This is a genomic window from Enterococcus sp., from assembly GCF_032555305.1.
Lineage (GTDB): Bacteria > Bacillota > Bacilli > Lactobacillales > Enterococcaceae > Enterococcus_A.
Window position 1 is genome coordinate 1 of the sequence record NZ_JAWGOQ010000031.1, and the last position, 26,594, is coordinate 26,594.

Consider the following 26,594-nt stretch of genomic DNA (forward strand, 5'->3'; position numbering starts at 1 on the left):
GAGCCTTTATTTTTTTGTCCTGAATTTCGAAAGAAATCAGATAAAAAGACGTCCCAAACTCAAATTGCGAGTTTGGGACGTCTTTTGTCTACAGTCTGAGACATCGATTCCTCGATGTCTCTCGTTATTTCAATTTCTTTATCTCCGCTTCCTTATAAGCCGCAATCTCATCGATTAAATTCTCCGAGATTGGAGTGCCAAATGGCAATGGTGTCTTCAAGAAGTCTCGCTCGGGAGCGTCTACGCCAACATTGATATCTTCTGCGATCGGCATACTGTAATTGTGGATGTGTCCATGCATATTGCGAATATTCGTTGTTTTTCCCAGCAGCATCGGGTAATGAGTTAGATAGTATTGATGATGATTGAACTTGACGATCGCTCCGACATCATGGAATTCAAATTTATTCTCCCCATTTGCGAGCTTTGGATCATGCGCGGCTAAATATCTGAAAAACGTTCGCGTATCATGATTGCCCTTGATAAAAACGATCTTTCCTTTTAACTGTACTAGCTGCTCTAGGATATCTGGAAAGCCCTTCTCATATAGCGGATGCATCGCTACATCGCCCATATGATAGACCGTATCCTTCTCATTCACTACGGCATTCCAGGCATTGATCATTTGCTGATTCATCTCTTCAACCGTATCAAATAAGCGTGGCGCAAAATCATTATCACCTAAAAGATTCTCATGAAAGTAATGGGTATCTGATATAAAATATTTCATTCTAATCACCTACAAACGAATTCTATTTCTTAACTTCATTTTACCATCTCTCCTGAAAAAATGCGCTCATTGCGAAAAGATCGACTGACAGCTAGCTCCTGCTAGGGTCATTTTTTTCTAAAAACCAAAAAAATTTTATTGTCGTACGCATACGATCCAACTAAACAAGGCTACCGGATTATACCTGGTAGCCTTGTTTTTGCAAGAGTGATTGATATTTCATTTTAATGATCGTAATGACTGCTTCTAGCTGGGTTAAATCTTCAACTTTGGTCGCATCAAATTCCTTGGTTCGTTTAAAGGATTTCCCGGTATCGATCAAATGGAAGATTTGATTCCATTGCTCAAATTCAGAGAGATTATTGAGATTAGCGATCGGAAACGCTGCGCCATCACAAATCTCCCACAAACGGAAGACTAAAAAGGCGGTGTCGATCACTTCCATTCGTTTCTTTTTCTTCTTACATCGAATGATGACCCTTTCAGGATTGTATTCTAAATACCAATCTAAAAGAATAAAAAAAGCTTTCCAGCGATAGGTATCGCGGAACATTTTCTGCGTGTCGGGCATATCACGAAAAATCAGCGGAACCAAATACTGTTTCTTATATTTCAAGCAAGGGATCCCATCGATAAAGTAGTCGACGTAGCGTGTCAGATAGCTATTTCCTTCGTATGCACTGATATAATAGTCTTCTACACCATATTTTCGAAGCTCTTTCGTCAGGTTGGCACAGTCTTCAATTGAGACGGTCAGCCCTGACAAGAGACGGAAATCAGAAATAATTTTGTGATGCTCGATCGTGTGTATCTTGTGAACCAACTTCTCACCTTCATTCCAACAGTTTACTAATATCAGTGTACCATAATCTTCATAAATTTAATCAGATCAACATTAAAAACTTTTAGAAAAAAAGATGAATATAGCATAAAAGAAAGCGCATTATAATCACATAACCGTTAATCACTTCTTTTAACCGCAATCTATTCATTACATCTAATAATTAAATAAGCAGCGTTCTTAATTGTCTCCGTGCGCTTGATTGTCTTTCACATTGTCGCGGCTCACTAAAAAAGCAGGTCTCATCAACAATAGATAAGACCCGCTTCATGATTAAATTTCTTCTTTTACAAACAATCCGCGATCGATCATACCATCCATTAGGAAGTAGAATTTTTCTTGGACCATTTCTTGTTTTGAATCTTTGAAAATATCCACTGCTTTCAGACCGTTTGCTGTTGTCACTGACATCTTTAAGGTACTGATATCCTTTGCTACTGTGATTTTCAGCTTGAAGCCTTCTTTACTTTGGGGTGTCGCTTGTAATGGACGAACCAATTGGAAGTTGCCTGAGCTGGTTTCGGTAAAACCATTGTCCCGCAAAGTATATTTTTTAGCCGTTGGCGCTAATGCGTATTGATATTTTGATCCTTTGATCGTTGCTGTCTTCGTAAATGCCATATGCTCACCTCATCTTTTTTCTTTCACTCTTAATTATAAAGATAAGTATCAGCCATTTCAATCCACATTATTGGTTCTTGGTCAGTTCCCGTAAGCTCGCGACAAGCTGTTCAGCAAAATAGTCGACCTGCTCCATCGTATTGCCGTAGCCAAAGCTTACACGTACCGATTCTCTGATCTCTGGCGCGTTCTTGCCATACATCGCTTCAAGCACATGGGAAGGATCGATCGTTCCGGCTGTACAAGCCGAACCTGTAGAAACCGCAATCCCCTTCAGATCCAGCTTCATCAGCAACAGATCATTGATGATCCCGCTAAAGCGAAGATTCAAGACATGGGGCAGCTTATTGCTCAAATCACCATTTACATGATAATCGATCCCCGCTTGATCCAACGTCGTCAAGACCTTCTGAGTGAACTGATCATAGATTTTCTGGCGTTTTTCCCGCTCGTCTTCTGTTAATAGTTCAACAGCCTTCGCCATCCCGCAAATACCAGCCAAATTTTCGGTTCCTGCCCGACGTTTTTCTTCTTGTTCGCCGCCGCGGAGTAACGGTGCTAATTTGGCCGTATCACTTTTGAATAGGAAGCCAACACCCTTTGGCCCATTGATCTTATGAGCCGAAATGCTAAGAAAATCTACTCCTAATTCATGAGGACGAATAAACTGATTACCATAGGCTTGAACCGCATCGGTATGAAAATAGGCTGGATGATCCTTCAATCGTTCACCGATTTCTTTGATGGGCATCAAGTTGCCGATCTCGTTATTGCCGTACATGATGGAAACCAAGATCGTGTCTGGTCGCAAGCTGGCATCAAAATCAGCCAACGAGATATTTCCTTTGCGATCGACTGGTAAATACGTCACTTCAAAGCCTTGTGTCTCCAAGTACTTCATCGTATTGATCACGGCTGGATGCTCGATCTGGGTCGTGATTAAATGACGCCCTTCGTTTTGACGACCAAACGCCGTCTCCATGATCGCGGTATTGTCGCCTTCTGTACCGCCGCTGTTGAAGATGATTTCGTGGTATTTGACGCCGAGGCTCTTGCCGATCACCTCTCGCGCCATCTCCAATTTGCCGGCAGCCTGCCGACCAAAGGAATGAACGCTGGATGGATTTCCAAACGTTTCGGCCATGACTTCTGTCATCGCCGCTACTACTTCTGGATGCATCGGGCTCGTCGCCGCATGATCTAAATATATATTTTCCACAAACTTTCGTACCTCTCTCTGTGTGCAATAGTTCTATCTAAAAAAAGAAAAGGGCATCGCTGCCCTTTTACTCAAAATCTTTTTGTTCCATCGTAAATAATGGGCTGACAGATTCGTTTTGATGAATCCGTTTTACTGCTTCCCCCATCAGAACTGAACAACTGATGATCGACAATTTTTCCGGATGACGTTCAGGATCAGTCAGAACAGAATCTGTGATACAAATATCTTTGATGTCAGCAGCATCTAAATTTTCTTTTGCTGGAGGTGATAACAAACCATGAGAAGCACAAGCGACAACTTCTTTTGCGCCAGCTTTCTTCAAGGTCTTTGAAGCATTAGAGAACACTTCACCAGTATTCAAAATATCGTCTACCATGATACAGCAGCGGCCTTCCACATCGCCGATTACATAACCGGAATCCGGATTGCCTTCTTCAGCGACATCCACGATTGCGATCGCTGTGTCCAAATACTCGGCTAAACTGCGGGCACGTTGGACCCCGCTGTTTTTTGGAGAAACGACGACATAATCATCGCCCACCATTCCGCGGCGACGATAGTAATGAGCAAATAGCGGCATCGTGAATAGGTTGTCTACTGGAATATCAAAGAATCCTTGGACCTGCACAGTGTGTAGATCAAGTGTCAGTACTCTTGTTGCACCTGCGTCTGAAAGTAAATTTGCAATCAATTTTGCTGTGATTGGCTCATGCGGTTTGGCTGTACGATCCTGTCTGGCATACCCATAATAAGGTAAAACGACATTGATTGTTTTCGCGCTCGCTCGTTTCAATGCGTCGATCATGATCAACAACTCTAAATAATGATCATTTACCGGCTCATTGGTTGATTGGATCAGATACACATCAAATCCGCGGACTGTCTCCTCCAGATTGATCGCGATTTCTCCGTCACTGAACTGTTTAACCGTGCTTTTTCCCAATGGCACTCCACAGACTTCGGCGATCTTTTCAGCCAATGGTCTGTTTCCATTTAGGCTAAAAATTTTAAACTTATCATTACTTACTTCTGACATGGTGTCCCTCCAAGTATTTTTGTACCACCAGTTTAACATATTTTGGGTTATTTGCTGTAGATTTTACTTTTCCTTTCGAAAGGGATAAACGGATTGTTCGTGTTTTGGCGATCAAACCGCTGCCAAGAGCTGTCCTATTTCTTTTGGGAAACCAGCGAGATCGTCCCATTTCCCCATTCCGCCGGGATCACTGCCTCACTCTGCCCCCAATTATCATGAATCTTATAGAATCGTTTCCCTTCGGCTGTTTCCTTAAACCCGTGGGCAATCACCCAATGATTCCTATAGCTGCTGCCTAAAAGCTGGAGCAGTCCAATCATGACTGGTTCACCCGCTAAAATTCGTTTCGTCACTCGCTGCCAAGAACCCGCCACAGTCCCTCTTGCCCGATATGGAATACGATAGCGGCGAAAGAAGCGATTCAAGCCAAAGGATATCTGTAAAGGCATGGTCGGAAAATCAATCGGCTGCAATAAAGGCTGCAATGCGTGGATCAGCTGCTCATTTTGGTCGCTGTTCTTTTCCCTTAGCCCACTTGGCAAGCAGTCCGCATCTAACTGATCTTGCCAATACGCCAGCAGCACACTACTAGCATAGGTTCCGCATAAAAATCCCCGCGGTGTTTTCCACTCGCGATAGGTGTCAAAGCTCTTTAATTCGATCCATTGATCAATTGGATAGTCCATGTTCTCCACCACCGAAACATTTTCTTTTGTGTATCTTCTTAAGTTATATCATAATGGATAGTAACAGAAAGAACTAGCAAAAAAGGACGGAGGAATAAATTTTGGACAACACAAAAATCAAAGAAGATTTATACGAAGCAGTCAATGGTGAATGGATCGAAGAAGCAACGATTCCCGCTGACAAACCTGCAACCGGCGGTTTTCAAGATCTTGTCGATGAGATTGACGACCTATTAATCGCCGACACAAAGAAAATGAGCAAGGATGCTTCATTGATTCCAAACGATTTAATGAAGGAGTACATCGCCTATTTCAAACTAGCCAATGACTATCAAAAACGCGATCAAGACGGCGCGGCTCCTCTGCTGCCGTTACTTAAGCAAGTCGAGGAGTTAACTGATCTTCAAGACCTCGAAGAACAATTGACCAGTTGGGTTCTCGAAGGTCTTCCTTTACCTTTCGGTGTAGACGTGGATGCAGATATGAAAAACACCAAGATCAACGCCTTATTTGCCGGTGCACCAAGCCTGATCTTGCCGGATAAAACCTATTACGAAGCGGATCATCCACAGGCACCGCAGCTATTAGCGATCTTCAAAGAAATGACCATGAAGCTTTTTGATTTAGCAGGTTATGAAGCAGCGACAGCCGAAAAAATCACCGATGAGGCGCTTCAATACGATAAATTACTGGCCCCACACGTAAAAAGTGCCGAAGAAAGCGCCGATTACAGCAAAATGTACAACCCAGAAAGCGGCGAAGAATTTATCAAACATAGCCAGCATCTTGATTTAAAGAAATTACTGGTAGGCTTGATTGGCGAAGTTCCTGAAAAGATCATCGTGATGGAACCAGCCTTTTTTGAAAAACTCGATGAGTTAGTCAATCCAGACACATTCCCGCAAATGAAAAGCTGGATGATCGTTATGACTTTGAATGCCTTGACCGGCTATCTCAGCGAAGAATTTCGTCAGGTCGGCGGCACATACAGCCGTGCGCTGTCTGGCGCACCAGAAGCTCGTCCACAGGAGAAGGCAGCCTACTACTTGGCTTCCGGACGCTTTGACCAAATCGTCGGAGATTATTACGGCAAGAAATATTTCGGCGAACAAGCCAAGAAAGATGTCGAACAAATGGTGGAGCGCATGGTGGGAATTTACCAAGAACGCCTCAGCAGCAACACATGGCTTGGCGAAGCTACCCGCGAAAAAGCGATCGTGAAGCTGAGTACACTAGGCATCCACGTGGGCTACCCTGATAAGATCCCGCCAATTTACTCAAAATTCAAAGTAACACCAGCGGAAAAAGGCGGTACATTATTGAGTAACGCATTGCATTTCAGCCAGTTGAAGCGCAAAGATGATTACGCGAAATGGAATCAACCGGTACAACGCGATGAATGGGAAATGAGTGCTGACACAGTGAATGCTTATTACCATCCCTTCCGCAATATCATCGTTTTCCCTGCGGCGATTCTCCAAGCGCCATTTTACAGCCTAGAGCAATCCAGCAGCGAGAACTTTGGCGGCATTGGTGCCGTCATCGCCCATGAAATCTCTCACGCCTTTGACAACAACGGCTCACTCTTTGATGAGTACGGGAACATGAACAATTGGTGGACCGAAGAGGATCAAAAGCATTTCCAAGAATTAGCAGATCAAATGATTGCTGAATTCGACGGTTTGGAAATTGCCGGTGGAAAGGTCAATGGCAAGCTGACTGTTTCAGAGAATATTGCTGATGCAGGCGGACTAAGCTGTGCTCTAGAAGCAGCGAAGAAAGACAAGGACATCGATCTTGAAGGCTTCTTCATCAACTGGGCAACGATCTGGCGGATGAAAGCACGGCAAGAATACACCCAATTACTCCTGTCCATTGATGTTCACGCACCAAACAAATTACGGGCGAATGTCCAAGTCAAGAATCTAGCAGACTTCTATCAAACCTTTGATATTCAGCCAACAGATGCGATGTATTTAGCTCCTGAAAAACGCGTAAGTATTTGGTAAAGCAAAAGACCGAGGAAAATGAGTTTATTTTCCTCGGTCTCTTTTTATGCTGTTCGTAATATCTTCCATTTGCGAACCTTCGTACGAAATGACTTGAAGGGCGCGACAGTGTTGATATGAACCCACTTCCAAACAGGCCAATTCGAAGAGGTCGACTGCGCCCATTTTCTGCCGCCGGGCTGGAACAGCACCTCATCATCTAAGCTAGCTAGCCACTGACAGGTGGTGTCGACTAATTGATTGAACAACGTGATCATGTCTGCCAGACTCTTGCCCTCTTGATCCGCATAGAATTGTTCATGCAAGGGACCCATCTGATTCCACTTGATCCCTGGCGCAGGCATCTCGACTGTCTGACCTTCGCGTTCCGTCTTTTCCCAATCTTGAATCAGCGCCAACCAGCCAAGCTGATAAGCGAGATTTTCAAAAGGTGTCCGTTCGCCTTCATCCAACCGTAGATCCTTATCCTCTTCCTTGATATCCTGATACTCTTTAATGAACAGGTCTGCCCTTTTTCGGATTTCAGTGATGAATGCTTCTTTGCTTGTGTATTCTTGCATGATTTACACGCTCCCTTTAGTAGTATTTGCTGTTTGCTATACTCATAATCTACCATCTTAAGATAGGAATTCTGGAAACGTGTCATGTTTGCTTGGGTTTCTCGTTATGTTTTTCTTCTTGCAGCTAATCTCAGATAAGAATTCCACAATGGAGGGAAATCCTTTATTATAAAAGCAAGGAGTTCAAAATTTATGTGATGAAGGAGGGAGGAAGATGACGTTAAAACAGTTTGCGGTAATTATTATCCCGCCGCTATTGACCTTTGTTTTTTTCTTAATCAGGCAGCCACGGACAAAGAAACAAAAGCTTTTCCAAAAGGCGCAAGCCAATGGTTGGTATGTTGAAGCCACGGCGACGAAATGGCACTATTCGACCAAAACGACGGATGATATGAGTGATTATTCCAAAATTTTTGTGACATATGAATACACGATTAACGGTCACAAGCAGACAAAGCGCTTCATGTACCGTAATGATGACAATGGTGAGTTCCCAGCTCAATTGAAGGTCTACTACCTGAAAAATGATCCCAGTCAAGCAGTGTTTGAGAATGATGTCGAAGACAATAATTTTTCTCCATTCTATACGACCTTTAAGAAAGGCTGCAGCTGGAGCTTCATCGTCTTCATTATCTGGGGAATACTGGTGCTTAATGTATTGAATATTTAAGCTTCTAAGCTAAGAAAGCAGCCGGTTCACAACTGTAACCGACTGCTTCTATTCTATTTGCTCGCTTTTATTTTTTTCTTCTCTTCAGCAAAATGCCAAGTATCCAACATAGTACTAGTACGTTTACATTTTTCCCAAATTACATTCGCGTAGCGTTGGACTCCGTCCTTCTGAAAGATCGTCAACCGCGCCAAAATCCCCAATGATACGACCAATGCCTCATGTGCTCTGCCAAGATCCGCATTCTTCAAATTCAGACTCGTCCTTTTGCCCTTTTCGTCTTCATAAACCGTTTTGAGTGTAAATTCGAACAGGTCTGGATTAGCTAAGCAGTCCGCTTTTACCTCCTCTGTAGAGTTTTTTGTAAACTCCTCGATCATTGGGATGATCGCATCGAGCGTCGGTGCTGATGCAGCACGAATATACTTCATATCCCGCCGAATCGAATGTGTCCGCTCAGAGAATTCAGCTTGATTTCTGAATAGACTGTTTCGCACCTTCTCCCATTCACTGAACTCAAAGTAATCATAAAAGTATAAGCAAAAGTCCCGCATTTTTTCAGTCGGCTCACAGGTTAGGAAAATCTCGCGAATCAGGTCCTTACATATAAAGGAATAGTCCTCGACTACGATTGAATTCTTGGCTAAGACCGCCATCCCATACTCGATTACCTGATCTGCGTCTTGTGTTTCTGAATAATATTGAATGATTTTCTTTTCTAGAGAGTCTCGCTTCATATGAAATAGCTGTCGTTCTTGTAACGGCTTCACGTTTATTTCCCCTTTTTTCTATAGTGTTTCTGCCTCTTCCCGCTTGCGCTGCAGATAGGCTGCATCTTTCGCCTCATCAGCATAATGTTTACGCCCTACTGATACTTCACATTCAGGATATACGCTCTCATAAAATCTGCGAACGCCATTTTTTTCAAAGATCGTTAATCGTGTCAATAATTCTAGCAGTGTCTTTAATTTAGTAGGCGGTATACTGACATCTGCATTTAGAAACTTTTGCTTGTGCCTCTTCCCATTTTCATCTAAAAAAACGGTGTTGAGGGCATAATTATAACGTTCCTTCACAGCAAGTTTTCTTTGCCACTCCTCCAAATAATTCTCATAAAGCCAATCTAGTTTTTTATTCGTCGGAACAGAAGCCGCTCGTACATACTTCGTTTCAGGCCGGATCGCTCGTGTCCGCTCGGAAAATTCTGCGCGATTTTTGAACAGCCGGTCCCTTACGATCTCCCATTCGTGGTACTCAAAATAATCATAAAAATATAGACAATACTCTCGCAGAATATCCGTCGGCTCACTGGTCAAGAAGATCTCCTTGAATAAATGCTTACAGATAAACGAATAATTCGTCATTGTGATGGCATTAAACACCAAGACTGCCATACCATATTCGATCACCGAATCAACATCCTGCGTTTCTGAATAATATTGATTGATGCGTTTTTCCAGGCTCACCCGCTTCATGCGAAAAAGCTGCCTCTCATTCAATGGTTTTACCGCCATGTTCATCCCTTCTTTCTAAGAAAATCTCTAAATCTATAATACCTCTAAAATAGCCAAAAATTTACCCAACTTTCTTTAAAAAAATGAAATGACTTGGTAATCACGAATGTGGGATGAAAAGATTGTTTCCATTTTCATTCTGTGCTAGTATTTTCACGGGGACTTCCCCAAAAATAAATCAGAGTAGAAAATAAAGCGTTAAGTGCTGGAGGGATGGGATGTTGTCCTCTGGACGAAAGACTTAGTCTGCGGTTTTATTTTCGCATTCGCTGCATGCAGATGTAGCAGCTCTATGAGGAGATGCTAGAAATGAAGAAACACCTTGATGCTAGAAGCATCACAATGATGGCGCTATTGATCGCCATGATGGTCACCCTGTCTCGCATATTAGGAATCGAGACACAATTTCTCAAGGTCAGCTTTACCTTTATCCCGGAAATCATTATGGGAATGCTGTTCGGTCCATTTTGGACAGGGATCGGCGCTGTGATTGCTGATTTTATTGGAATGTCACTTTTTGCGAAGGCACCATTCTTTATCGGCTTCACCATCAATGCCTTTCTTGAAGGAGCGATCTACGGCTACTTCTTTTATAAGAAAGAGATTACTTGGAAGAACTCGATTCAATCGGTGTTAGTAACCACGATCGTGATCAACTTGATCCTGACACCACTATGGCTGGCAATGATGTATCACGTGCCGTTGAATAGCTGGTTGATCTGGGCACCACGTTTGATCAAAACCGTGATCTGGGTCCCGATCCAAGCGATCATCACCTATTTCCTAGGCGGTGTGTTGCCATATAAACAATGGATCGCACGTTTCAATCGCGCTCACTAATTATTTACAAATTATTACGTTTATGTGAAAGAGTTATTACCTTCACAGCGTATATCCCTTTAGAGGCTGTCTTATCCCATAGACGGCCTCTCTTTTTGTGTTATTTTTCTCAAGCATTAAAATCGCAATTCGTTATCTAAAGCGCTATGATGAGAAAAATTTAATACGAAAGCTGGGAGAAATATGAAAAATTCTGATGTTTTGATCGTCCCTAAAGACCGTTCACTGTACTTTTTCCCTGCCGTCACTGAAGTTAGCGTTTGTTCGGGGAAAGAACTACTTGAAGCAAGCAACGATTATTTACGCCAATACTTGAAAGATTTTCAATTAATTATATTCTTAGATTTCGGATTCGAACCAGAGATGGCTGCACGCATCCGTCCCTTCACAAAAGCCAAGATCGTTCTATTTTTCTGGAACCACTTCAAATTAGAGCACTATCGCAAACTGAATGCCGCCCAAAAAGAACCTGCGATCAATGAAATCTATCACTTCGATCCATTAGAAGCGCGGGATCTCGGATTGAAGCACAATAGCTCCTTCTACACTCAATCTGTCGGCGAGCCCTTGCACGACACTGAGTATGATATTTTCTTCGGTGCCAATGACAACGGCCGCAAGCAGCAGGCGATGGAATTAAAAGAACGCTTCGAAGCGTTGGGGCTCTCGACCTTCTATCACATCCTGCCAAAACGCGGGAATGAACAAGATGGTTATCTGCCTTATAGCGAATACCTGCAATTAGTCAAACGCAGCAAAGGCATCCTGGAAATTCTTCGTGCAGGACAATACGGTGTGACTCTGCGAACCTTTGAGTCCTTGTTCCTGCAAAAGAAATTAATCACCTGCAATGAGGTCCTGCCGTTTTATCGGATGTATGATCCAAGAAATGTCTTCATGATCGGAGAAGATCTCAGCAAATTGACCGCCTTCTTGAATATCCCATATCACCCCGCAGATCAAGAAATACGCGATTTCTTTGAAGCGAAGAATTGGGTCAAGCGCTTTGTCGATTACGATCCGAAGCTCTTTGAAGAATTCGAGTATTATCCAGAACTGATGGAGCATGAGAGCGCGTTGTAGATGAGTGAATCGAATATCAAAAAGACAAAAGCTTTCAAAATAAGAAGGCTTTTGTCTTTTTCTATTCAAAACCCTAAAACTCTTTCAAAATACTGGGCAATAATATGGTTGTAGGACCTTGCTTTTGATTTGATATCGTTTTACAATAATTGTATATAATAAAACGATATCAAAGAAAGGTGTGTACCATGAACAAACCGACACGATTCATCATTGCTGTTTTAACTGTGATCTTTTTAATTGGACAAATAATATTTGGGATAGCTTTTTTCAATCTGATCATCGCCACATTAATCGTTTTTTTCTCTGGGCTTCCAAAGGATTCTTTCGGCAATAGTGATTATTTTGGTATCGATATGAGTCACTACAACTTATCATTTCTTAGTGAGCGTCAGTTTGTTTTATTGATATTTCTTTTTGGTTTTATTGTTTTGCTTGGAACATTCTTTTTATTCCAATACCTACGGACGCTCCTGCTAAATTTGAATGAAGGAGAGGTCTTCAGCGAGTATAATCTAAAATACATTCGTCGGATCATGTTTCTATATCTTGGTGGCGGGATCATCAATTTTCTTTATGAGATTCTTCCCGTACCAATGATTAGTACAAACACAATTTCTAATACGGGCAATCTAATCATCGGATTATTCAACGTATTTATGATGACTTCTGGAATCTATACCCTCTATTTTGTCTTCAAATACGGCGTCCGGCTGAAAAAAGACAACGAAGAAATCATCTAACTATTAAGATTGTTTAGTAAGGAGGGATAACATTGATTAAGATCAACTTAGATCGAATCATGCTAGATCGAAAAATCTCTTCTAAAGAACTGGCACAACAAGTCGGCATTACACAGGCGAACCTTTCCATTTTAAAAACACAAAAAGCCAAAGGGGTCCGCTTTAATACTCTAGACAGTATCTGCAAGATTTTGCAGTGCCAGCCAGGAGATATCATTGAATATGTAGAAGAGTAAACAAAAAGCCGTGCATCTGCACGACTTTTTTTGTTGAATTCATAAGCCAATCTCTTTCTCCAATTCCTCTTTAATCATTACTTTTTCTTCTGCTAAAGTTTGCTCCGCTAATTTATCTAGAGCATGAGGTAAGTTTTTCTTACGTTTCTTGAACTCAGCCAATAAAGCTTGGTCGGTATATCCTTCACTAATCAAATCTTCTAACAGCTGGACATCAAAGTCCATGGAATCATCATCCATAAATTATTTCTTATTATCTGCTAACATAATTGTCACCTTTGACCCAAACCGCGAAGTTCTTGATATGATTCTAGAAAAAAGGAGGGAACAAAATGTTAGATGCTTTCTTTGAATTACTCATGGATTTTTTCGGTAGTTTCGTGGAAATGATCATTGCATTCCTAACGGTTCCACTAGATATATTTTTTAGTTTCTTTAATAGTATTTTTGGCTAAAACAGAATATTTTTAACGAGTCTCAGTTACTCATTAAAAAATCCCACAAACAGTTTTTTAACACTGCTTGTGGTTTTTTTTTTGTTCTTTCTAAATTGGAGGATTTTCAGTTTAAATTTACTCTTTCGAATGTACTTTCTTTTTATTCATCATGCCTATACTTCCAACTAGGAGAACAAACCCGAGACAAACAAATCTATAGTCAACAGTTTCACCTGTTTTAGGTAACTTTTCTTTTTCAGAATATGAACTGTATCTCCTATCATTTGATGGACCGAACACATTTTTTGTTTGATATTTTATTGATTGACTGCTACTTTCTCTTTTACTACTCATTGAGTTCCCTGTTGAACTGCTTTCTTTCGTACTGCTTGAAGACTCTTCGGTCGAGCTCTTTTCTTCCGTGCTACTTGTTGAGTCTTCGGTTGTGCTGCTTTCTTCCGTGCTACTTGTTGAGTCTTCGGTTGTGCTGCTTTCTTCCGTGCTACTTGTCGAACTTCCTGTTGAGCTGCTGCTGTTTGTTGTGCTACTTATCGGTTTTTCTATTGTACTGCTGCTTTCTTCCGTACTGCTTGTCGATTCCTCTGTTGAGCTGCTTTCTTCCGTACTGCTTGTCGATTCCTCTGTTGAGCTGCTTTCTTCCGTACTACTTGATGTTTCTTCTGTGGTGCTGCTTTCGTCTGTGCTACTTGAGGATTCTTCTGTTGAGCTGCTTTCTTCCGTACTGCTTGTCGATTCCTCTGTTGAGCTGCTCTCTTCCGTACTACTTGATGTTTCTTCTGTTGAGCTGCTTTCTTCCGTACTACTTGATGTTTCTTCTGTGGTGCTGCTTTCTTCCGTACTACTTGAAGACTCTTCAGTTGAGCTACTTTCGTTTGTGCTACTTGTCGAATCTGTTGTATCTGTTGTTTCTGTCCCATCATAAGGTTCTAGAATAATAAAGTGTTCATTATCTTCATATTGTGGATGTAATAGTTTTTGATCGCCATCGATTGTATTCTTTTTATCCGGGTGTACACCTGTAAAATAAAGAAGTCCACTCGTTATGTTATTCCCATCAAAAATATAAGGATGATTCTCTTGAGAGAACTGGTTCCCCTTAAAGTAGATATTTCCTCCAGAAGCCTCCGTGTAATTCGTATCAGCTAACAAGATGGTTGGCTTATTTGTTTGATTATTAACAGTATTATTGTATAACTTAAAAGTTTCAATTTTACCGGCGCTAAGCTCGATTGCAGGTTTATTGGCCGATTCCGATAAATCAATCTGATTATTCTCTAAAAGTAAATCTACTTTTTCTGCCCATTTAGACGTGCTTATTCGTGTGTCTGTCAAATGACAGTCTTTGAATGTTAAGGCTCGACAATTCAAGGTAGAGATACTTCCATTAGTAATGGTTGAGCCATAAAAAGCTACTTCCTGAGTATTCACATTCGCCTCAGGGTAGACATGTTCCTGGCAGTTTGCGTTCCCAGACAAATGAATCGTTGAATCATAAATTTTCGTCCCCCGCAAAACTGCTGAACCAATATCGATCGTTGAGTTTCGTATCGTTCCCGCCAACCAAATAGCATCCGTGTGACCATTTTCTAGTGAAAAAGATGAATCCTTCAATTCAACGACATCGCTCATACTAAGGATGCCACTGTTTATAAAGGTTTCATTCTTCCAGCTAAGCTCGGTTCCCATCGCTGGGATGACGTTCTTTCCCCCTAGATTTTTTACTAGTAAATTACGATTATAGTACGTGTTTCCTTGAATACTCGTATCTGTCCGATAATCAAAAGAAATACCTAAAACCCCAGATTTACTGTTGGGATAAAACGTATTATTCTCAACCGCATATCTCGTGGCTCTCCCATTAATACTGACATTCCCAGCAAAACTATTATTTCTTACAGTGATTTTATCGCCTGAACATACGACTAAATCCCCTATATTATTGTTAAAAGTATTGTTACTGATCTCAATGTCAGATGTAAACTCCCAGCCATCCTCGATGTCAATCGCGTGTGCCGGTGAAAGTCCTCCGGTATTGGTAAACGTATTGTTTCTGATAATAAACGATTCACCGCCGCAAATAGCCATGGCTAAACTTTTATTATTATCAAACGTACAATCCTCAAAAATAAGTCCTGATGGCTGCTCGTAATAAGTTAAAAATGCCACCGCCTTATCAAAATCAGGATCGCCACCAGTCGGCAAATTGGCTTGATGAATGACAAAATGAACACTTGCAGCTCCAGCTGGAATCGTTGTTTTCTTGTACATCAATTGATCCTTTGCTGCTTCGATAAAATTGCCATCCTTATCATAAAAAAGAGCATCAAATTCTCTTGTCGATAGATAGGGATTGTTCATGTAGCCTAAATCATAAGCAAATATGAAGTAATTTCCTTTAAAAGCCGATTCAAAATCAGCCACGCTTAACGCCTTAATTGTTCTGATCTTAGTGCTCTCCTCTATAGGCGTTCCCTTTTCTAAATCATAACCACCAGAAGCTAAATTTTGTTGAGAAACCATCGTTCCTGCGCGGGACTCATGAAATTCCTTGCCTTTACCAGTCGTCACTCCCCAGCCAGTGGAATCCTTGATGGTCAATCCTTTAAAACTACAATCAGTAACACTTTCTTCAATTAAAATGGCAATATTTTGTTCGGTTGTTGCAGGATTCGTATAATCATGTTCATTGATATCTCCTGCCACTGTTCCATTTATCAGATTTACATTCTCGCAACGCTGCATATGGATAATTTTACTAGACAATAAAGCGTTGGGATTTAATTTCAAAGTCGCACCATTTAAATCAATGGTCATGTTGTTTATATCCTTAATCGAAATAAACGTTTTTTCACTGATAACATACTCTTGCTGCGGAAATTTAATCGTAGTATAACCTTCATCTGACGCCCATTTTAATGCATTACTTATTCCCTCCGCATTATTGAGCGGGTTCCCATCAATGTTCCATTTTTCAAGATCCATGACATAAACATCTTTAGTAGCTGCCGAACTTGGAACGGAAAGACATAAAACACAAAAAAGACTGATCAATACCCCCAAAAAAATTGCTAACCTCTTCATACTCATTTCTCCTTTAAGTGACAAAACGTTTTTCTAAATACCCATTTTCCCCACTTTATAATAGTTTTCAAAAAAATATAGAATGACTACTCGCCATTTACTCTAGCCAAGATATCAACTTATTCTCTGCTACTTCAACAAACTATTTTTCCATCCTATGTCCCCTCCTCCATATTCAAATTGTATTTGCCTCATAGCCAAAATAATTTTGCCGATCCAGCAAATTTTTATAAGTGTATACTAACATAAAAATCACAGTTAAATAACCTTTTAATCGATTTTCGTTGCATATTTTAACTATTATTGACAATTTTATTCTCATATCCAAAACATAATTAACAACAAATAAATTATTGATGTAATTTTTAATTTAACTAAAAAAATTTGGATAAATTTAATAACTATATGTTTTTATACAAAAAAATTCCTATTAGTTTTATTGAATTTCTTCAATAGAACTAATAGGGATCAAGAAATGATTATTATTTAAATCAACTTCTTTCTTCTGCAAAACACTCTATTCTTTCCCGACTATAAATCAATCAATTTGTAATACCAGCTTCTACAACCCAAGTAATTTTAGAGGTATAGACCTTACTAGCCTTTCCTTGACCTGTGAAATCGTTGAAGCGGTAGTTGATAATAGTTAAAACACCTTGTTCGCGTAATTTCAATTTTAAAAACCTAAAAAGCCAAAGAGATCCGCTTCAATACTCTAGACAGTATCTGCAAGATTTTGCAGTCCAGCCAGGGGATATTATCGAGTATGTAGAAGAGTAAGCAAACTTTGCTTACTCTTCTAGTCATTCAAAATCGGAAACTATTCTTGGTTCTTTTCAATTTAGATGAGCCCTTTTACTCTATGAATTTGTTGCTGCAATATCTCAACCTGTCAAAGCAAACAACAACCACAATACACAGACAAGCAAGATAAACTGAATAATTTTTTTTATCTTCAAAAATTTCCTCCTCAGTTTCTCAATAAAAACCGCGAATGAAAGGAAGCTGCATGGATATTATCTTTATAAACAGATAATATCCGTAATGACTACGAAATGGCTTCTGCTAATTCACGCATATAAGCGACGTCCTCAGCAGAAAGCTGAATATCCAGCGCTTTACTGTTTTCATCCAATTCTTCTGGTGTGGTCGAACCACTTAAAACGTTGATATTGTCTCCTTGAGCTAAAATCCAAGCAATTGCTAGATTAGCGACGCTACAGTCGTATTTCTCGCATAACGGTTTCCATTGATCAATCATATCCACTACTTTTGCTAAGTTTTCTGGTTCAAACCATTTCTTACCGTAACGTGCAGTTCCTTTTGGCGCTACATAATCTTTGTCAATCGTACCAGTCAATATGCCCATTTCTAATGGTGAATAAGCTTGGATAGTTACTCCATGCTCTTTGCACAACGGCAACAACTCTTCCTCCACTTGTCGATCTAAAATACTGTATTTCGCTTGGATGATATCTAACTGACCCTGCTTCAGATATTCCTTAACATGATCGACATCAACATTGGCAGCGCCGATTCCGCGAATTTTCCCTTCTGTCTTCAACTCGTTCAAGACTTCCATCGTTTCAGAAATCGGTGTAAAGAAAGGTTCTACTGACTGCCAGTGACTCATATAGATGTCGATATAATCTGTCTGCAGGCGTTCAAGGCTTGACTCGATTTCTAGTCGAATAGATTCTTTTGATAAGTTTTTATATAGAGATGTTTCACCAACTTTGTTAAAGAAGGCCCCTTCTCGTTCCCATGTGATCCCAAATTTAGTGATCACCACATATTCTTTGCGTTTATCCTTGATTGCTTTTCCAACAATTTTTTCGCTGTTTCCAAAATTATAACCAGGAGCTGTATCTAAAAAGTTGATGTTCAAATCCAATGCGTGTTGGATTGTTGCGATCGAAGTCGCTTCATTGTCTTTATTTTCAAAGGCTGGTCCACCGCCAATTGCCCACGTTCCCAGTCCAATTCTTGATACCTCTAAATCTGTTTTGCCAATCTTCATCGTTTTCAAACGTTTTTCTCCACCTTTATTTGTTATAGTTTTCAATCATTTGTTCTACTTGTCGACGGCTTTTTACTCCTGCTGTTGCTCCTAACGACTCAATTGAGACAGCAGCCGTCGCATTTCCGAAATAAGCACACTCTTCAAGGCTTTTTTCATTCAATAGCTCAGAAATGAATCCTGAAACAAAATTATCGCCAGCACCGATCGTATCAATTTTTACTGATGGATCTTTTTTGAAGGCAGGTACGATTTTTTCAATGGACTCATTTTTAATGAAGCAACCTTTTTTCCCAACTTTAATCAAAACATTATTGACACCTAAATCGAGAAAAGTATCAGCTATCTCACTCAAGTCGTCTTTTCCTGTCAGCTCCGCTGCTTCCTCATAGTTCGGAAAGAAGTAGTCTACATAGCCCAAAGCTTCTTTGATATCTTCCAAGGTCTCGCCCAAGCGGCTTTTGACCATATCGGCACAGATGATCATCTTCTCTTGCTTTGCTTTTTTAAAGATCGTTACTAACGCATCATTATTCAGCAAGGGGTTGTTGAAGATGCTGGCCAAAGACAAAATCTTCGCTCCATTGATTTTTTCAAGATTAATCGCATCAAGTCCCATTTTCCACAAGCTGCCGTTTCGATTCGTCACAAAAGTTCGTTCTCCATCTTCACGAACCATTCCAATATTTAATGAGGTCGTCATTGTTTTATCAACTTTCAAATCTTCCGTGATGATTCCATTTTTTTCAGCAAACTCGCGAATAAACAGACCAGCACCATCATCTCCGACTGCGCTCATCAGTGATACCCGATTTCCCAATCGCGTAATAATCGTTGCTTCATTGATCGCATCCCCGCCAATTTTCATTGAGATATCATCCAATGGATAAGATACATGATCGAAAATATAATCACCTACCGGATAGAGAGGAATATCTACTATGGCAGCTCCGATACAAATCACATCAACATTTGTCATTTTTTTCACTCTTTCCCTAATCCAAATTCGCTACACGAATGACACCCTTGATCAAGTCGCTCTTATTGTTTACCGAAAATTCAAAGGCTGCTTGCGTATCCTTGTAGTCAAAGTACTTATCTGCCATTGAAAGGACATCAAAATCGCCCTTCGAAATCATGCTGATTGTTTTAGGATAGTCATTGGCGTAGCGGAAAACAGTCTGAATTGATACTTCTCTGTTTATTTTTAGAAAGTCGATTGGTGTATCACCTGGAATTGTTCCAACGACCATCACTTTCCCGCGACGCTTCACCAATTGCAAGGCCATTTTAGCAGTCGGGATAGCTCCAGCTGTTTCAAAAACAACATCCGCTCCATATTCACCTACCACTGCTTTAACCTTGTCGATCAAATCCTCGTCACGTCCATCGAAAATCGCTGTTGCTCCTAATTCCTCCGCTTTTTTCAAACGATTTTCCAATACGTCAATAACTACAATTTCAGAAGCACCCATTAGTTTAGTTGATTGAACGGTCATCAATCCAATACAGCCCGAGCCCAAGATAACCACTTTTTTCCCTAAAAGATCGCCCGCCATCTCCGCCGCGTGAATCCCCACCGCTGCGGGTTCCACTAGTGCTCCCTCAACAATTGACATGTTTTCAGGCAGATGGTATGTCATATCTGCTGGATGTGCTAAATAATTCGTCAATGCTCCTTTGTAATTAGGCTGTGTTGCCATAAAGTCAACATCTGGGCAAACATTGTAGTGCCCTTCCATACAAAACTCACATTTGTAACAAGGAATTCCCGGTTCGATACAAACCCGATCCCCAATTTTAAAGTTGGAGACGTCCTTACCAACTTTTTCAACGATGCCAGCAACTTCATGTCCTAATCCAATTGTTTGGTTCGGATCTTTTGGCGGAATATACGGGCCATGCTGGAAGCCATGAACATCTGATCCGCAAATTCCCACATCCCCAACTTTGATCAAAACCTCATTGTCTTTTGGCTCTGGCACTGCTGTATCCTTAATAACCATTTTTCCTGGCTTTTCTAAAATAGCAACTGTATTTTTCATAGATGAGTCTCCTTTGATTTATTTACTTCAGCCATCGCTAATTGCTGATTTTTCGTTTTTTTTAAAGAAGTATTTTCAATTTCTTCGATCGATTTTTTTCTTGTCTCAATTCCAAAGCGGGCAAGAATTAATGCACAAAGCCCTAATGCAAAACCAAGTGCAAGGAACACTGCCTGTACACCATAATTGGTTAATAGCCAAGCAATCACATACGGAGTACAAATCGCTACGATTCGCCCTAAAGAATTGGCGATTCCTGAACCACGCATCTTCACTTTCGTAGGCCAAATTTCCGGAGCATATACCGCCGATGAGAAACTGTTGAAAATGTATAGAACAAATACTAAGACCGTACCGATTACAATAATTCGATTTTCATCAGTCTGAATGGAATAAACGTATCCTAAGACAGAAATCATTCCAATCAAGGTGACCCCAAACCATTTTCGAGGAAACCTGTCTACGATCAACGTTGAAACAAACACTCCCAGAGGAGCCCCCGCCATAATCAACGTGGTCATCAGCAAGGATTTCGAAATCTCGATACCGCTATTTACGAAAATTGTCGGTATCCAAACAGTAATCGTATATAAAGAGATGTTCATGGCGATGAGTACTGTAGAGGCGACAATCGTTCTAATGCCTAAATCGCCTTTGAAAAATTCTTTGAAGGAGGTTTTTGCTTGAGCTCCTTCAGACAATTCCAAATCATTTTCCTCAAAATCTAAGGTAATATTTTTTTCCTTCTCAATTTTTGTGACAACCTTTGTCAGGATTTTTTCTCCTTGTTCGATCCGATCATTCTCAAAACACCAACGAGGAGATTCGTCTAAATAAACGCTTACAAACACCAGTATCATTAATGATGCGGAACCTCCTATGATAAATACCCAACGCCAACCAAGACTAGGAATCACTAGAAAACTGACTAAGGCCGCAATCAATGGTGAGCAGTTGCCAATCAACGAAAGTCTCGCTGACCATTTGCCGCGAACATTTGCTGGAAAGAATTCAGTAAATGACGCGTAGCCAATCACAATGCCAGACCCCATTCCGATTCCCATAGCTCCCCGACAAAAAATCAAAAACCAGATATTTGGTGAAGCGGCTGCTAAAAGGGCAAATACAGCAAAACATAAAATACTTAATTGATACGCTTTTTTTCTCCCCACCTTATCTCCAAGAGTTCCGCCGATTAATGAACCGAGGAAAAATCCCGCCATCATGGCCGAGGAGAACATGGCGTTAAAATAATTGTTTGACCACCCCTGATCCACTAGATCAGCTAAAATCGAACTACCGGAAGAATTGAGAAAACCATTAATTTGCAAACCAAACCCGATTAATAGAAAAATTTGCCAATGCCACTTGGAAATCGGTAGTTTGTCCAATCTTCTTCCTGCTTGTTTTCCATTCATAGAAAGAACCTCCAACTTATTGTTTGCGCTTTCACTATCTTTTTTTATTATATTACTTCAAACAAAATAGAATGTCAACGTTTCAAACAAAATTTCTTCGAAACAAAGATTTTTATTTGGAATATTTTTTGTTTTATATAAAAAAGCACTATAGCGCGATATATATCTACGCTATAATGCTTTATCAACTAAAAAAGTATTCTTGTTTCAGTGCTCGCTTGACATCAAATAGATCCGCAGCGACTCTTCCTTTGCATTTCTCTACATTCCACTGATCACATAATTCATAGTTTTCAATTTCAAACCAGATGCGCTGTTTTTCAACTCTTAGGCATCTGCCTATCAACGGGCGATAAAATTTCTTTGGCTGAATTTCATATAAATCGCCAATAGTAAACGTATCTATCTTTTTTCCTCCTCATAAAAGCAGAAAAAAGGGATCAAATTAATAATGTAGCTGAATATCATTCTCCTTAAAAAAGCTGATCCAATCATCACTAGGCTTCTTATCCGTCACAACATGATGAATCTGATCAATATTGGCTAAATGAACAAAACCCTTTTTACAGAATTTCTCACTGTCAATTAACAGCATCACCTCAGAAGCTTGACTAATCATGTGCTTTTTAATCCTAGCTTCTCCTTCATTCGTATCGGTCGCTCCAACTGTTTTATCGATACCTTTACAGCTAATGACCGCCATTTCAACATTGTATGTTTCAATTGCTCGTTCTGTAAGATCTCCTTGCATGGAAAGCGTCCGTTTGTTAAAGACTCCACCTGTCGATAAAACGTTGACCTCTGATACCATTAATTCTCTTAAAGCCTCTGTAGAGTTTGTTACAATCGTCATATCATCCCGATCTTTCAGAAGCTTCAAAGATTCCATCACAGTTGAGCTGGCATCCGCAGAAATTGTGTGGATCGGTCCGAGTACTTCTCTTACCTTGAGTGCGATCGCTTGTTTCGCTTCTACATTATGTTCAGCTCGCTTGTAAAAAGGAATATTAGACACCGTTTCTTCTGAGTTCAAAACTGCACCACCATAGGTTCTCGTTAGAATCCCTTCTGATTCTAATTTGTCTAGATCGCGCCGAATAGTCTCTTCAGTTACAGAAAACTGTTCACTAAGATTTGATACAGAAACTCTTTTCTCATTGATCAGAAGCTGCTTAATTAATGAAAGTCTATCTCTTGCTGCCACTTCTCCACCTCCCTTAATAATTTTATCATACAAATATAACATAATAAAGAATATTACTTTTGATCCCCAATCATTTTCTGCGTTTTAATTGATTTTTTATTGAAAAATCTGTAGTTCAGTTTCCTAAACTACAGATTTATTTTACTTATTCATTTTTCCATCTGTTCCAAAGAGCAGAATTTTTTCTGTTGCCCGTTGTTTTACTGCTTGACGCACTGCGCGTTCTAATTCCAGGAATGAACTGTCTTGTGTCTCTCTAACTGCATCCATCGCTGCTAAACATAGTTCCGTATGGATGTTAATCTTTGAAATTCCCAATGAAATTGAGGTTTTTACGTCTTTATCTGGAATACATGAGGCGCCATGAAGAACGATTGGAATATCCACCGCATTGCGAACCTTTTCTAACACATCAAACGCAATTTTAGGTTCTGAAGAGTACTCTCCATGAACGTTACCGATCGCTACTGCCAATGAATCACATTTTGTCCGTTGAACGAACTCAGCAGCTTGATTTGGATCTGTATATTGATAGGCAGATAAAGCTTCTTCATAGACCGTTTCATTACCAACATGACCTAGTTCCGCTTCCACCGGAACTCCTAGCGGGTGGAAGTAGTCGACAACTTCCTTTGTTAAGCGGATGTTCTCTTCGAATGGTGAAGCTGAAGCATCACGCATCACAGAATTCATACCATAGTTATAAGCATTCTGAACGATTTCCAGACTACGCCCATGATCCCAATGAGTAATCACTGGTACAGAGGCATTTTTTGCCATCGAAACCATCATCGGCGCAAATTCTTCGAAAATCGTATTGCCGATAAAACCTGTTCCAAAAGATATGATGATCGGTGCTTTTGTTTCCTCTGCTGCGTCAATAACGCCCATCAACATTTCCGCATTCCAAACATTAAAATGTGGAATCGCAAACCCATTTTCCTGTGCTGTTTCTTCCCAATATTTGATATTTGCTAACATTTTTCTCTCTCCTTAAGTTCTATTCTTCATCATCAAAATCATAGGTAAAGATCACCTTGATTGCTTCTTTTTTAGCCATTAAATCAAAGCCTTTTTCCCATTCTGAAAGACCAAGTCTGTGGGTGATCATAGGTTGAACCCGAACATCGCCGTTTTCCAATAGACGAAGGGCATTACGCCAAGTGGTCGAATCATAAGCCATATGACCAATAATGCTGATAGCCCATGTAGTGATATCATTGATCGGATAGTTGAAGGGCTGGAAGCCCATGCCGACACGAACGACTTCTCCATTTGGCCGCAACATATCGATCGCTTGTTTTAAAGCAATATTCGCACCTGAACATTCAACGACTAAACCAAGATTTTCTTTGCCGCAGATTTCTTGACAGCGAGCAACAACATCTTCTTTTGAGCCATTAACGACATGTGTTGCACCCAATTCTTTCGCTACTGGGAAGCGTGTCTTGGTGTCCTCTTCCAAACCAACCATAACGATATTAACCGCTCCCATAATACGGGCGATTTGAACAGAGAATAAACCTAATGGACCAGTCCCCATGACAACAACATCTTGACCTGGTAATAGACTCGAGCGTTGAGCAATTGCTTTATAGGCATTACTAATCGGATCCATTACACAAGCATCTTCATACTCTAAATTTTCAGGAATTTCCCAAATCGCGTGTTTATGAATACGGAGAATCTCACCAGGAATCAAGCAGTATTTGGTAAAGCCGCCGCCCCAACGGTTGTTGTCCAAGCCTAAATTCACTTTTTCTGGACAAGTCAAGAAGTCCCCTTTATCACACGAAGGACACGTGCCACAAACATGACCAGAATTGTCAGAAACAATCCGCTGACCTACATGCCAATCCTTTACTTTTGAGCCTACTTTGACAATATCCCCAGCAAACTCATGTCCACGAATTGAATTGAACTCATCCGAGCCATTTTCTACTCGAAAGTGTTTCATATCGGCACCGCAAATCGCTGCCGCTCTGATTTCGACCAGAATATCCTCTTCTCCTACTTCTGGAACAGGTACATCAATCAATCGATAGCCGCCAAACTCTTTTCCATATCTCGCTAAAGCTTTCATTTTCTTACCTCCAATAATATTTATATTTATCATTTAAAAATGATGAATTATTGTTTTTCAGTTTCCGGTAAAACATTCCCGATATCCTCTACTGAAGCGCTGCGTGTTTCGATCCCTAAAACTAGAATAATTACAGCAGTAACCAGCGATACTCCGCCTAATAAGGTGAACACTCCAGTTACCCCAGTCGTATTCAATAGATAGGCTACCGCATATGGTGCTGCGATCCCACTGACCCGTCCCACTGCATTCGCTAAACCTGAACCACGTAATTTTGCCGCAGTCGGCCAGATTTCAGGGACATAGACAGCCGATGCATAACACACATACATGTAGACAAAGGTGATCAAGAAAAATCCTAAGATCGAGATCATTGTAATACTGGTTTGAAGAGAATAGATATATCCCAAAATTGCAATAAGGATTAAGAGACCAGAACCCATAATCTTTCTAGGTACGCGGTCAATGATAAATGTCGCGATAAAAATACCAATTGGTGCTCCAAACATACTCATCGTATTTAGCACAACAGAATCTTTTAAATCAATTCCTTGAGTTAAGAAAATCGTTGGTAGCCAATTAATCAAAGTGTACTGCACCACATTCATCGCAATTAAAACAAACGAGCCTAAAATGACACGTTTTAAAAGCTCACCTTTGAACAATTGAGAATAAGAAATCTGTACTTCTTTTTTCTTTACTTCTGTCTCTTCCACCTCAATTGGTGGTAGTGCCTTACCGGTCGATTGTTCAACCTGTTTCTCGATATTGGTCATAATTTCATTGGCTTCCGCATAGCGTCCTTGAGATTCCAGCCATCTTGGAGATTCTGGAAACTTGCGCCATACGATTAAAAACAAGACCGTTGATAACGCTGCTGGAATCAAAAACTGTACTCGCCAATTCAACTCTGGTGCAATTGCTGGCGTAATGAACATCGCGATCGTTGAACAAATCGGATAAGACCAGTTTCCAATGAATGAAGCCCTAGCCGACCATGTTCCTCGATTTCTTGAAGGAACATATTCAGTAAAGCCGGCAAAAAGTGTAACCAGCAACGCCCCTAATGCAAATCCCATCACCACTCGACAAACGATTAAGAAGGTCATATTGGGTGAGAAAGCTCCAACCACCATTGAAGCTACATGAATCGCTACAAACAACATATAGCTATTTCTTCTTCCGATCTTATCCCCAATGATTCCCCCAATAAATGCTCCAAAAAACATTCCCGCAGTGGTCAGTGAAGAGAAGACTGCACTAATATTATTATTCGTCCACCCTATTTCCGCTAACTGTGCTAGAACCAACCCACCAATTGCATTACTCCAACTAACTAACAATCCAAAAGCGACCATTCCGAATAGTTTCCATTGAGTACCGCTAGATGGCAAACGATCAAGCCGTGCCCCAGTATTTGGTTTCGTATTGTTATCCATTTCTTCCTCCAATATTTCAGTTTTAAAAAAAAAGATACAATTATAAAAAGCGCTT

At 40.5% G+C, this 26,594-nt stretch carries 26 protein-coding genes and 1 riboswitch; of the genes, 7 read left to right on the top strand and 19 right to left on the bottom strand.

Translation table 11 applies throughout. The features are described 5' to 3' along the window. Positions 1-124: 124 nt before the first annotated feature. From E6139_RS18365 to E6139_RS18390, 6 genes are all read right to left on the bottom strand, one after another. Positions 125-730: a metallophosphoesterase gene (locus tag E6139_RS18365; RefSeq protein ID WP_316404985.1), complete on the bottom strand. Its 606-nt coding sequence runs from the start codon at positions 728-730 to the stop codon at positions 125-127. A gap of 178 nt (positions 731-908) precedes the next feature. Further along, positions 909-1,553, bottom strand: coding sequence for a hypothetical protein (locus E6139_RS18370; RefSeq protein ID WP_316404986.1), 645 nt, complete (start codon positions 1,551-1,553; stop codon positions 909-911). Between the two features lie 291 nt (positions 1,554-1,844). Continuing rightward, a complete protein-coding gene (locus E6139_RS18375) occupies positions 1,845-2,192 on the bottom strand; it encodes a DUF1831 domain-containing protein (protein WP_316404987.1) in 348 nt (115 codons plus the stop codon). A 67-nt stretch (positions 2,193-2,259) separates the two neighbouring features. Further along, entirely contained in the window at positions 2,260-3,411 is a 1,152-nt protein-coding gene (locus E6139_RS18380) for a cysteine desulfurase family protein (RefSeq protein WP_316404988.1), read from the bottom strand. A gap of 67 nt (positions 3,412-3,478) precedes the next feature. Then, positions 3,479-4,450 (bottom strand): ribose-phosphate diphosphokinase, encoded by a 972-nt coding sequence (locus tag E6139_RS18385; RefSeq protein WP_316404989.1) that lies wholly within the window; start codon positions 4,448-4,450, stop codon positions 3,479-3,481. Between the two features lie 134 nt (positions 4,451-4,584). Then, complete coding sequence (locus tag E6139_RS18390) at positions 4,585-5,136, bottom strand: hypothetical protein (RefSeq protein WP_316404990.1); 552 nt, start codon at positions 5,134-5,136, stop codon at positions 4,585-4,587. 101 nt (positions 5,137-5,237) lie between these two features. On the opposite strand from E6139_RS18390, the gene E6139_RS18395 reads away from it, so the two are divergent. After that, on the top strand, positions 5,238-7,145 hold the full coding sequence (locus E6139_RS18395; protein ID WP_316404991.1) for a M13 family metallopeptidase: 1,908 nt from the start codon (positions 5,238-5,240) through the stop codon (positions 7,143-7,145). Between the two features lie 44 nt (positions 7,146-7,189). Here the strand turns inward: E6139_RS18395 and E6139_RS18400 are convergent, their stop codons facing one another. Next, entirely contained in the window at positions 7,190-7,705 is a 516-nt protein-coding gene (locus tag E6139_RS18400) for a ClbS/DfsB family four-helix bundle protein (protein ID WP_316404992.1), read from the bottom strand. 214 nt (positions 7,706-7,919) lie between these two features. On the opposite strand from E6139_RS18400, the gene E6139_RS18405 reads away from it, so the two are divergent. After that, positions 7,920-8,375: a DUF3592 domain-containing protein gene (locus E6139_RS18405; protein WP_316404993.1), complete on the top strand. Its 456-nt coding sequence runs from the start codon at positions 7,920-7,922 to the stop codon at positions 8,373-8,375. Positions 8,376-8,428: 53 nt separating this feature from the next. On the opposite strand, the gene E6139_RS18410 is transcribed toward E6139_RS18405, so the two are convergent. Continuing rightward, positions 8,429-9,145, bottom strand: coding sequence for a hypothetical protein (locus E6139_RS18410; protein WP_316404994.1), 717 nt, complete (start codon positions 9,143-9,145; stop codon positions 8,429-8,431). Positions 9,146-9,163: 18 nt separating this feature from the next. Continuing rightward, a complete protein-coding gene (locus E6139_RS18415) occupies positions 9,164-9,889 on the bottom strand; it encodes a hypothetical protein (RefSeq protein ID WP_316404995.1) in 726 nt (241 codons plus the stop codon). Between the two features lie 177 nt (positions 9,890-10,066). Continuing rightward, positions 10,067-10,163: riboswitch (THF riboswitch) on the top strand. 35 nt (positions 10,164-10,198) lie between these two features. Between E6139_RS18415 and E6139_RS18420 the strand changes: the two genes are divergently transcribed. The 4 genes from E6139_RS18420 to E6139_RS18435 all read left to right on the top strand — a co-directional run bounded on the left by E6139_RS18420 (position 10,199) and on the right by E6139_RS18435 (position 12,791). After that, positions 10,199-10,729, top strand: a complete 531-nt coding sequence (locus E6139_RS18420; protein ID WP_316404996.1) for a folate family ECF transporter S component — start codon at positions 10,199-10,201, stop codon at positions 10,727-10,729. A gap of 183 nt (positions 10,730-10,912) precedes the next feature. After that, a complete protein-coding gene (locus tag E6139_RS18425; protein ID WP_316404997.1) occupies positions 10,913-11,812 on the top strand; it encodes an oligosaccharide biosynthesis protein Alg14 in 900 nt (299 codons plus the stop codon). Between the two features lie 188 nt (positions 11,813-12,000). Continuing rightward, positions 12,001-12,555, top strand: coding sequence for a DUF2975 domain-containing protein (locus tag E6139_RS18430; RefSeq protein WP_316404998.1), 555 nt, complete (start codon positions 12,001-12,003; stop codon positions 12,553-12,555). A gap of 32 nt (positions 12,556-12,587) precedes the next feature. Then, on the top strand, positions 12,588-12,791 hold the full coding sequence (locus tag E6139_RS18435; protein WP_410470551.1) for a helix-turn-helix domain-containing protein: 204 nt from the start codon (positions 12,588-12,590) through the stop codon (positions 12,789-12,791). Positions 12,792-12,830: 39 nt separating this feature from the next. Here E6139_RS18435 and E6139_RS18440 read toward each other — a convergent pair whose 3' ends face one another. Then, the gene (locus E6139_RS18440) at positions 12,831-13,016 is read right to left on the bottom strand and encodes a hypothetical protein (protein WP_316404999.1); all 186 of its coding nucleotides are present in this window, start codon (positions 13,014-13,016) and stop codon (positions 12,831-12,833) included. A gap of 107 nt (positions 13,017-13,123) precedes the next feature. Between E6139_RS18440 and E6139_RS18445 the strand changes: the two genes are divergently transcribed. Further along, entirely contained in the window at positions 13,124-13,246 is a 123-nt protein-coding gene (locus tag E6139_RS18445) for a hypothetical protein (RefSeq protein ID WP_316405000.1), read from the top strand. 117 nt (positions 13,247-13,363) lie between these two features. On the opposite strand, the gene E6139_RS18450 is transcribed toward E6139_RS18445, so the two are convergent. The 9 genes from E6139_RS18450 to E6139_RS18490 all read right to left on the bottom strand — a co-directional run bounded on the left by E6139_RS18450 (position 13,364) and on the right by E6139_RS18490 (position 26,539). After that, positions 13,364-16,330 carry a right-handed parallel beta-helix repeat-containing protein gene (locus tag E6139_RS18450; protein WP_316405001.1) on the bottom strand — a complete coding sequence of 989 codons (2,967 nt, stop codon included), beginning with the start codon at positions 16,328-16,330 and terminating at the stop codon, positions 13,364-13,366. Positions 16,331-17,378: 1,048 nt separating this feature from the next. Next, entirely contained in the window at positions 17,379-18,350 is a 972-nt protein-coding gene (locus E6139_RS18455) for an aldo/keto reductase (RefSeq protein ID WP_316405046.1), read from the bottom strand. A gap of 25 nt (positions 18,351-18,375) precedes the next feature. Next, positions 18,376-19,329 carry a carbohydrate kinase family protein gene (locus E6139_RS18460; RefSeq protein WP_316405002.1) on the bottom strand — a complete coding sequence of 318 codons (954 nt, stop codon included), beginning with the start codon at positions 19,327-19,329 and terminating at the stop codon, positions 18,376-18,378. A gap of 16 nt (positions 19,330-19,345) precedes the next feature. Then, positions 19,346-20,395 (bottom strand): NAD(P)-dependent alcohol dehydrogenase, encoded by a 1,050-nt coding sequence (locus E6139_RS18465; protein WP_316405003.1) that lies wholly within the window; start codon positions 20,393-20,395, stop codon positions 19,346-19,348. Beyond that, complete coding sequence (locus tag E6139_RS18470; protein ID WP_316405004.1) at positions 20,392-21,813, bottom strand: MFS transporter; 1,422 nt, start codon at positions 21,811-21,813, stop codon at positions 20,392-20,394. Before E6139_RS18470 ends, E6139_RS18465 begins: the two co-directional genes overlap by 4 nt. 445 nt (positions 21,814-22,258) lie before the next feature. Beyond that, positions 22,259-23,017 carry a DeoR/GlpR family DNA-binding transcription regulator gene (locus E6139_RS18475; RefSeq protein WP_316405005.1) on the bottom strand — a complete coding sequence of 253 codons (759 nt, stop codon included), beginning with the start codon at positions 23,015-23,017 and terminating at the stop codon, positions 22,259-22,261. Positions 23,018-23,158: 141 nt separating this feature from the next. After that, positions 23,159-23,998, bottom strand: coding sequence for a ketose-bisphosphate aldolase (locus tag E6139_RS18480; protein WP_316405006.1), 840 nt, complete (start codon positions 23,996-23,998; stop codon positions 23,159-23,161). 19 nt (positions 23,999-24,017) lie between these two features. Next, on the bottom strand, positions 24,018-25,100 hold the full coding sequence (locus E6139_RS18485; RefSeq protein WP_316405007.1) for a zinc-binding dehydrogenase: 1,083 nt from the start codon (positions 25,098-25,100) through the stop codon (positions 24,018-24,020). Positions 25,101-25,147: 47 nt separating this feature from the next. After that, positions 25,148-26,539, bottom strand: a complete 1,392-nt coding sequence (locus E6139_RS18490; protein ID WP_316405008.1) for an MFS transporter — start codon at positions 26,537-26,539, stop codon at positions 25,148-25,150. Positions 26,540-26,594 lie beyond the last annotated feature (55 nt).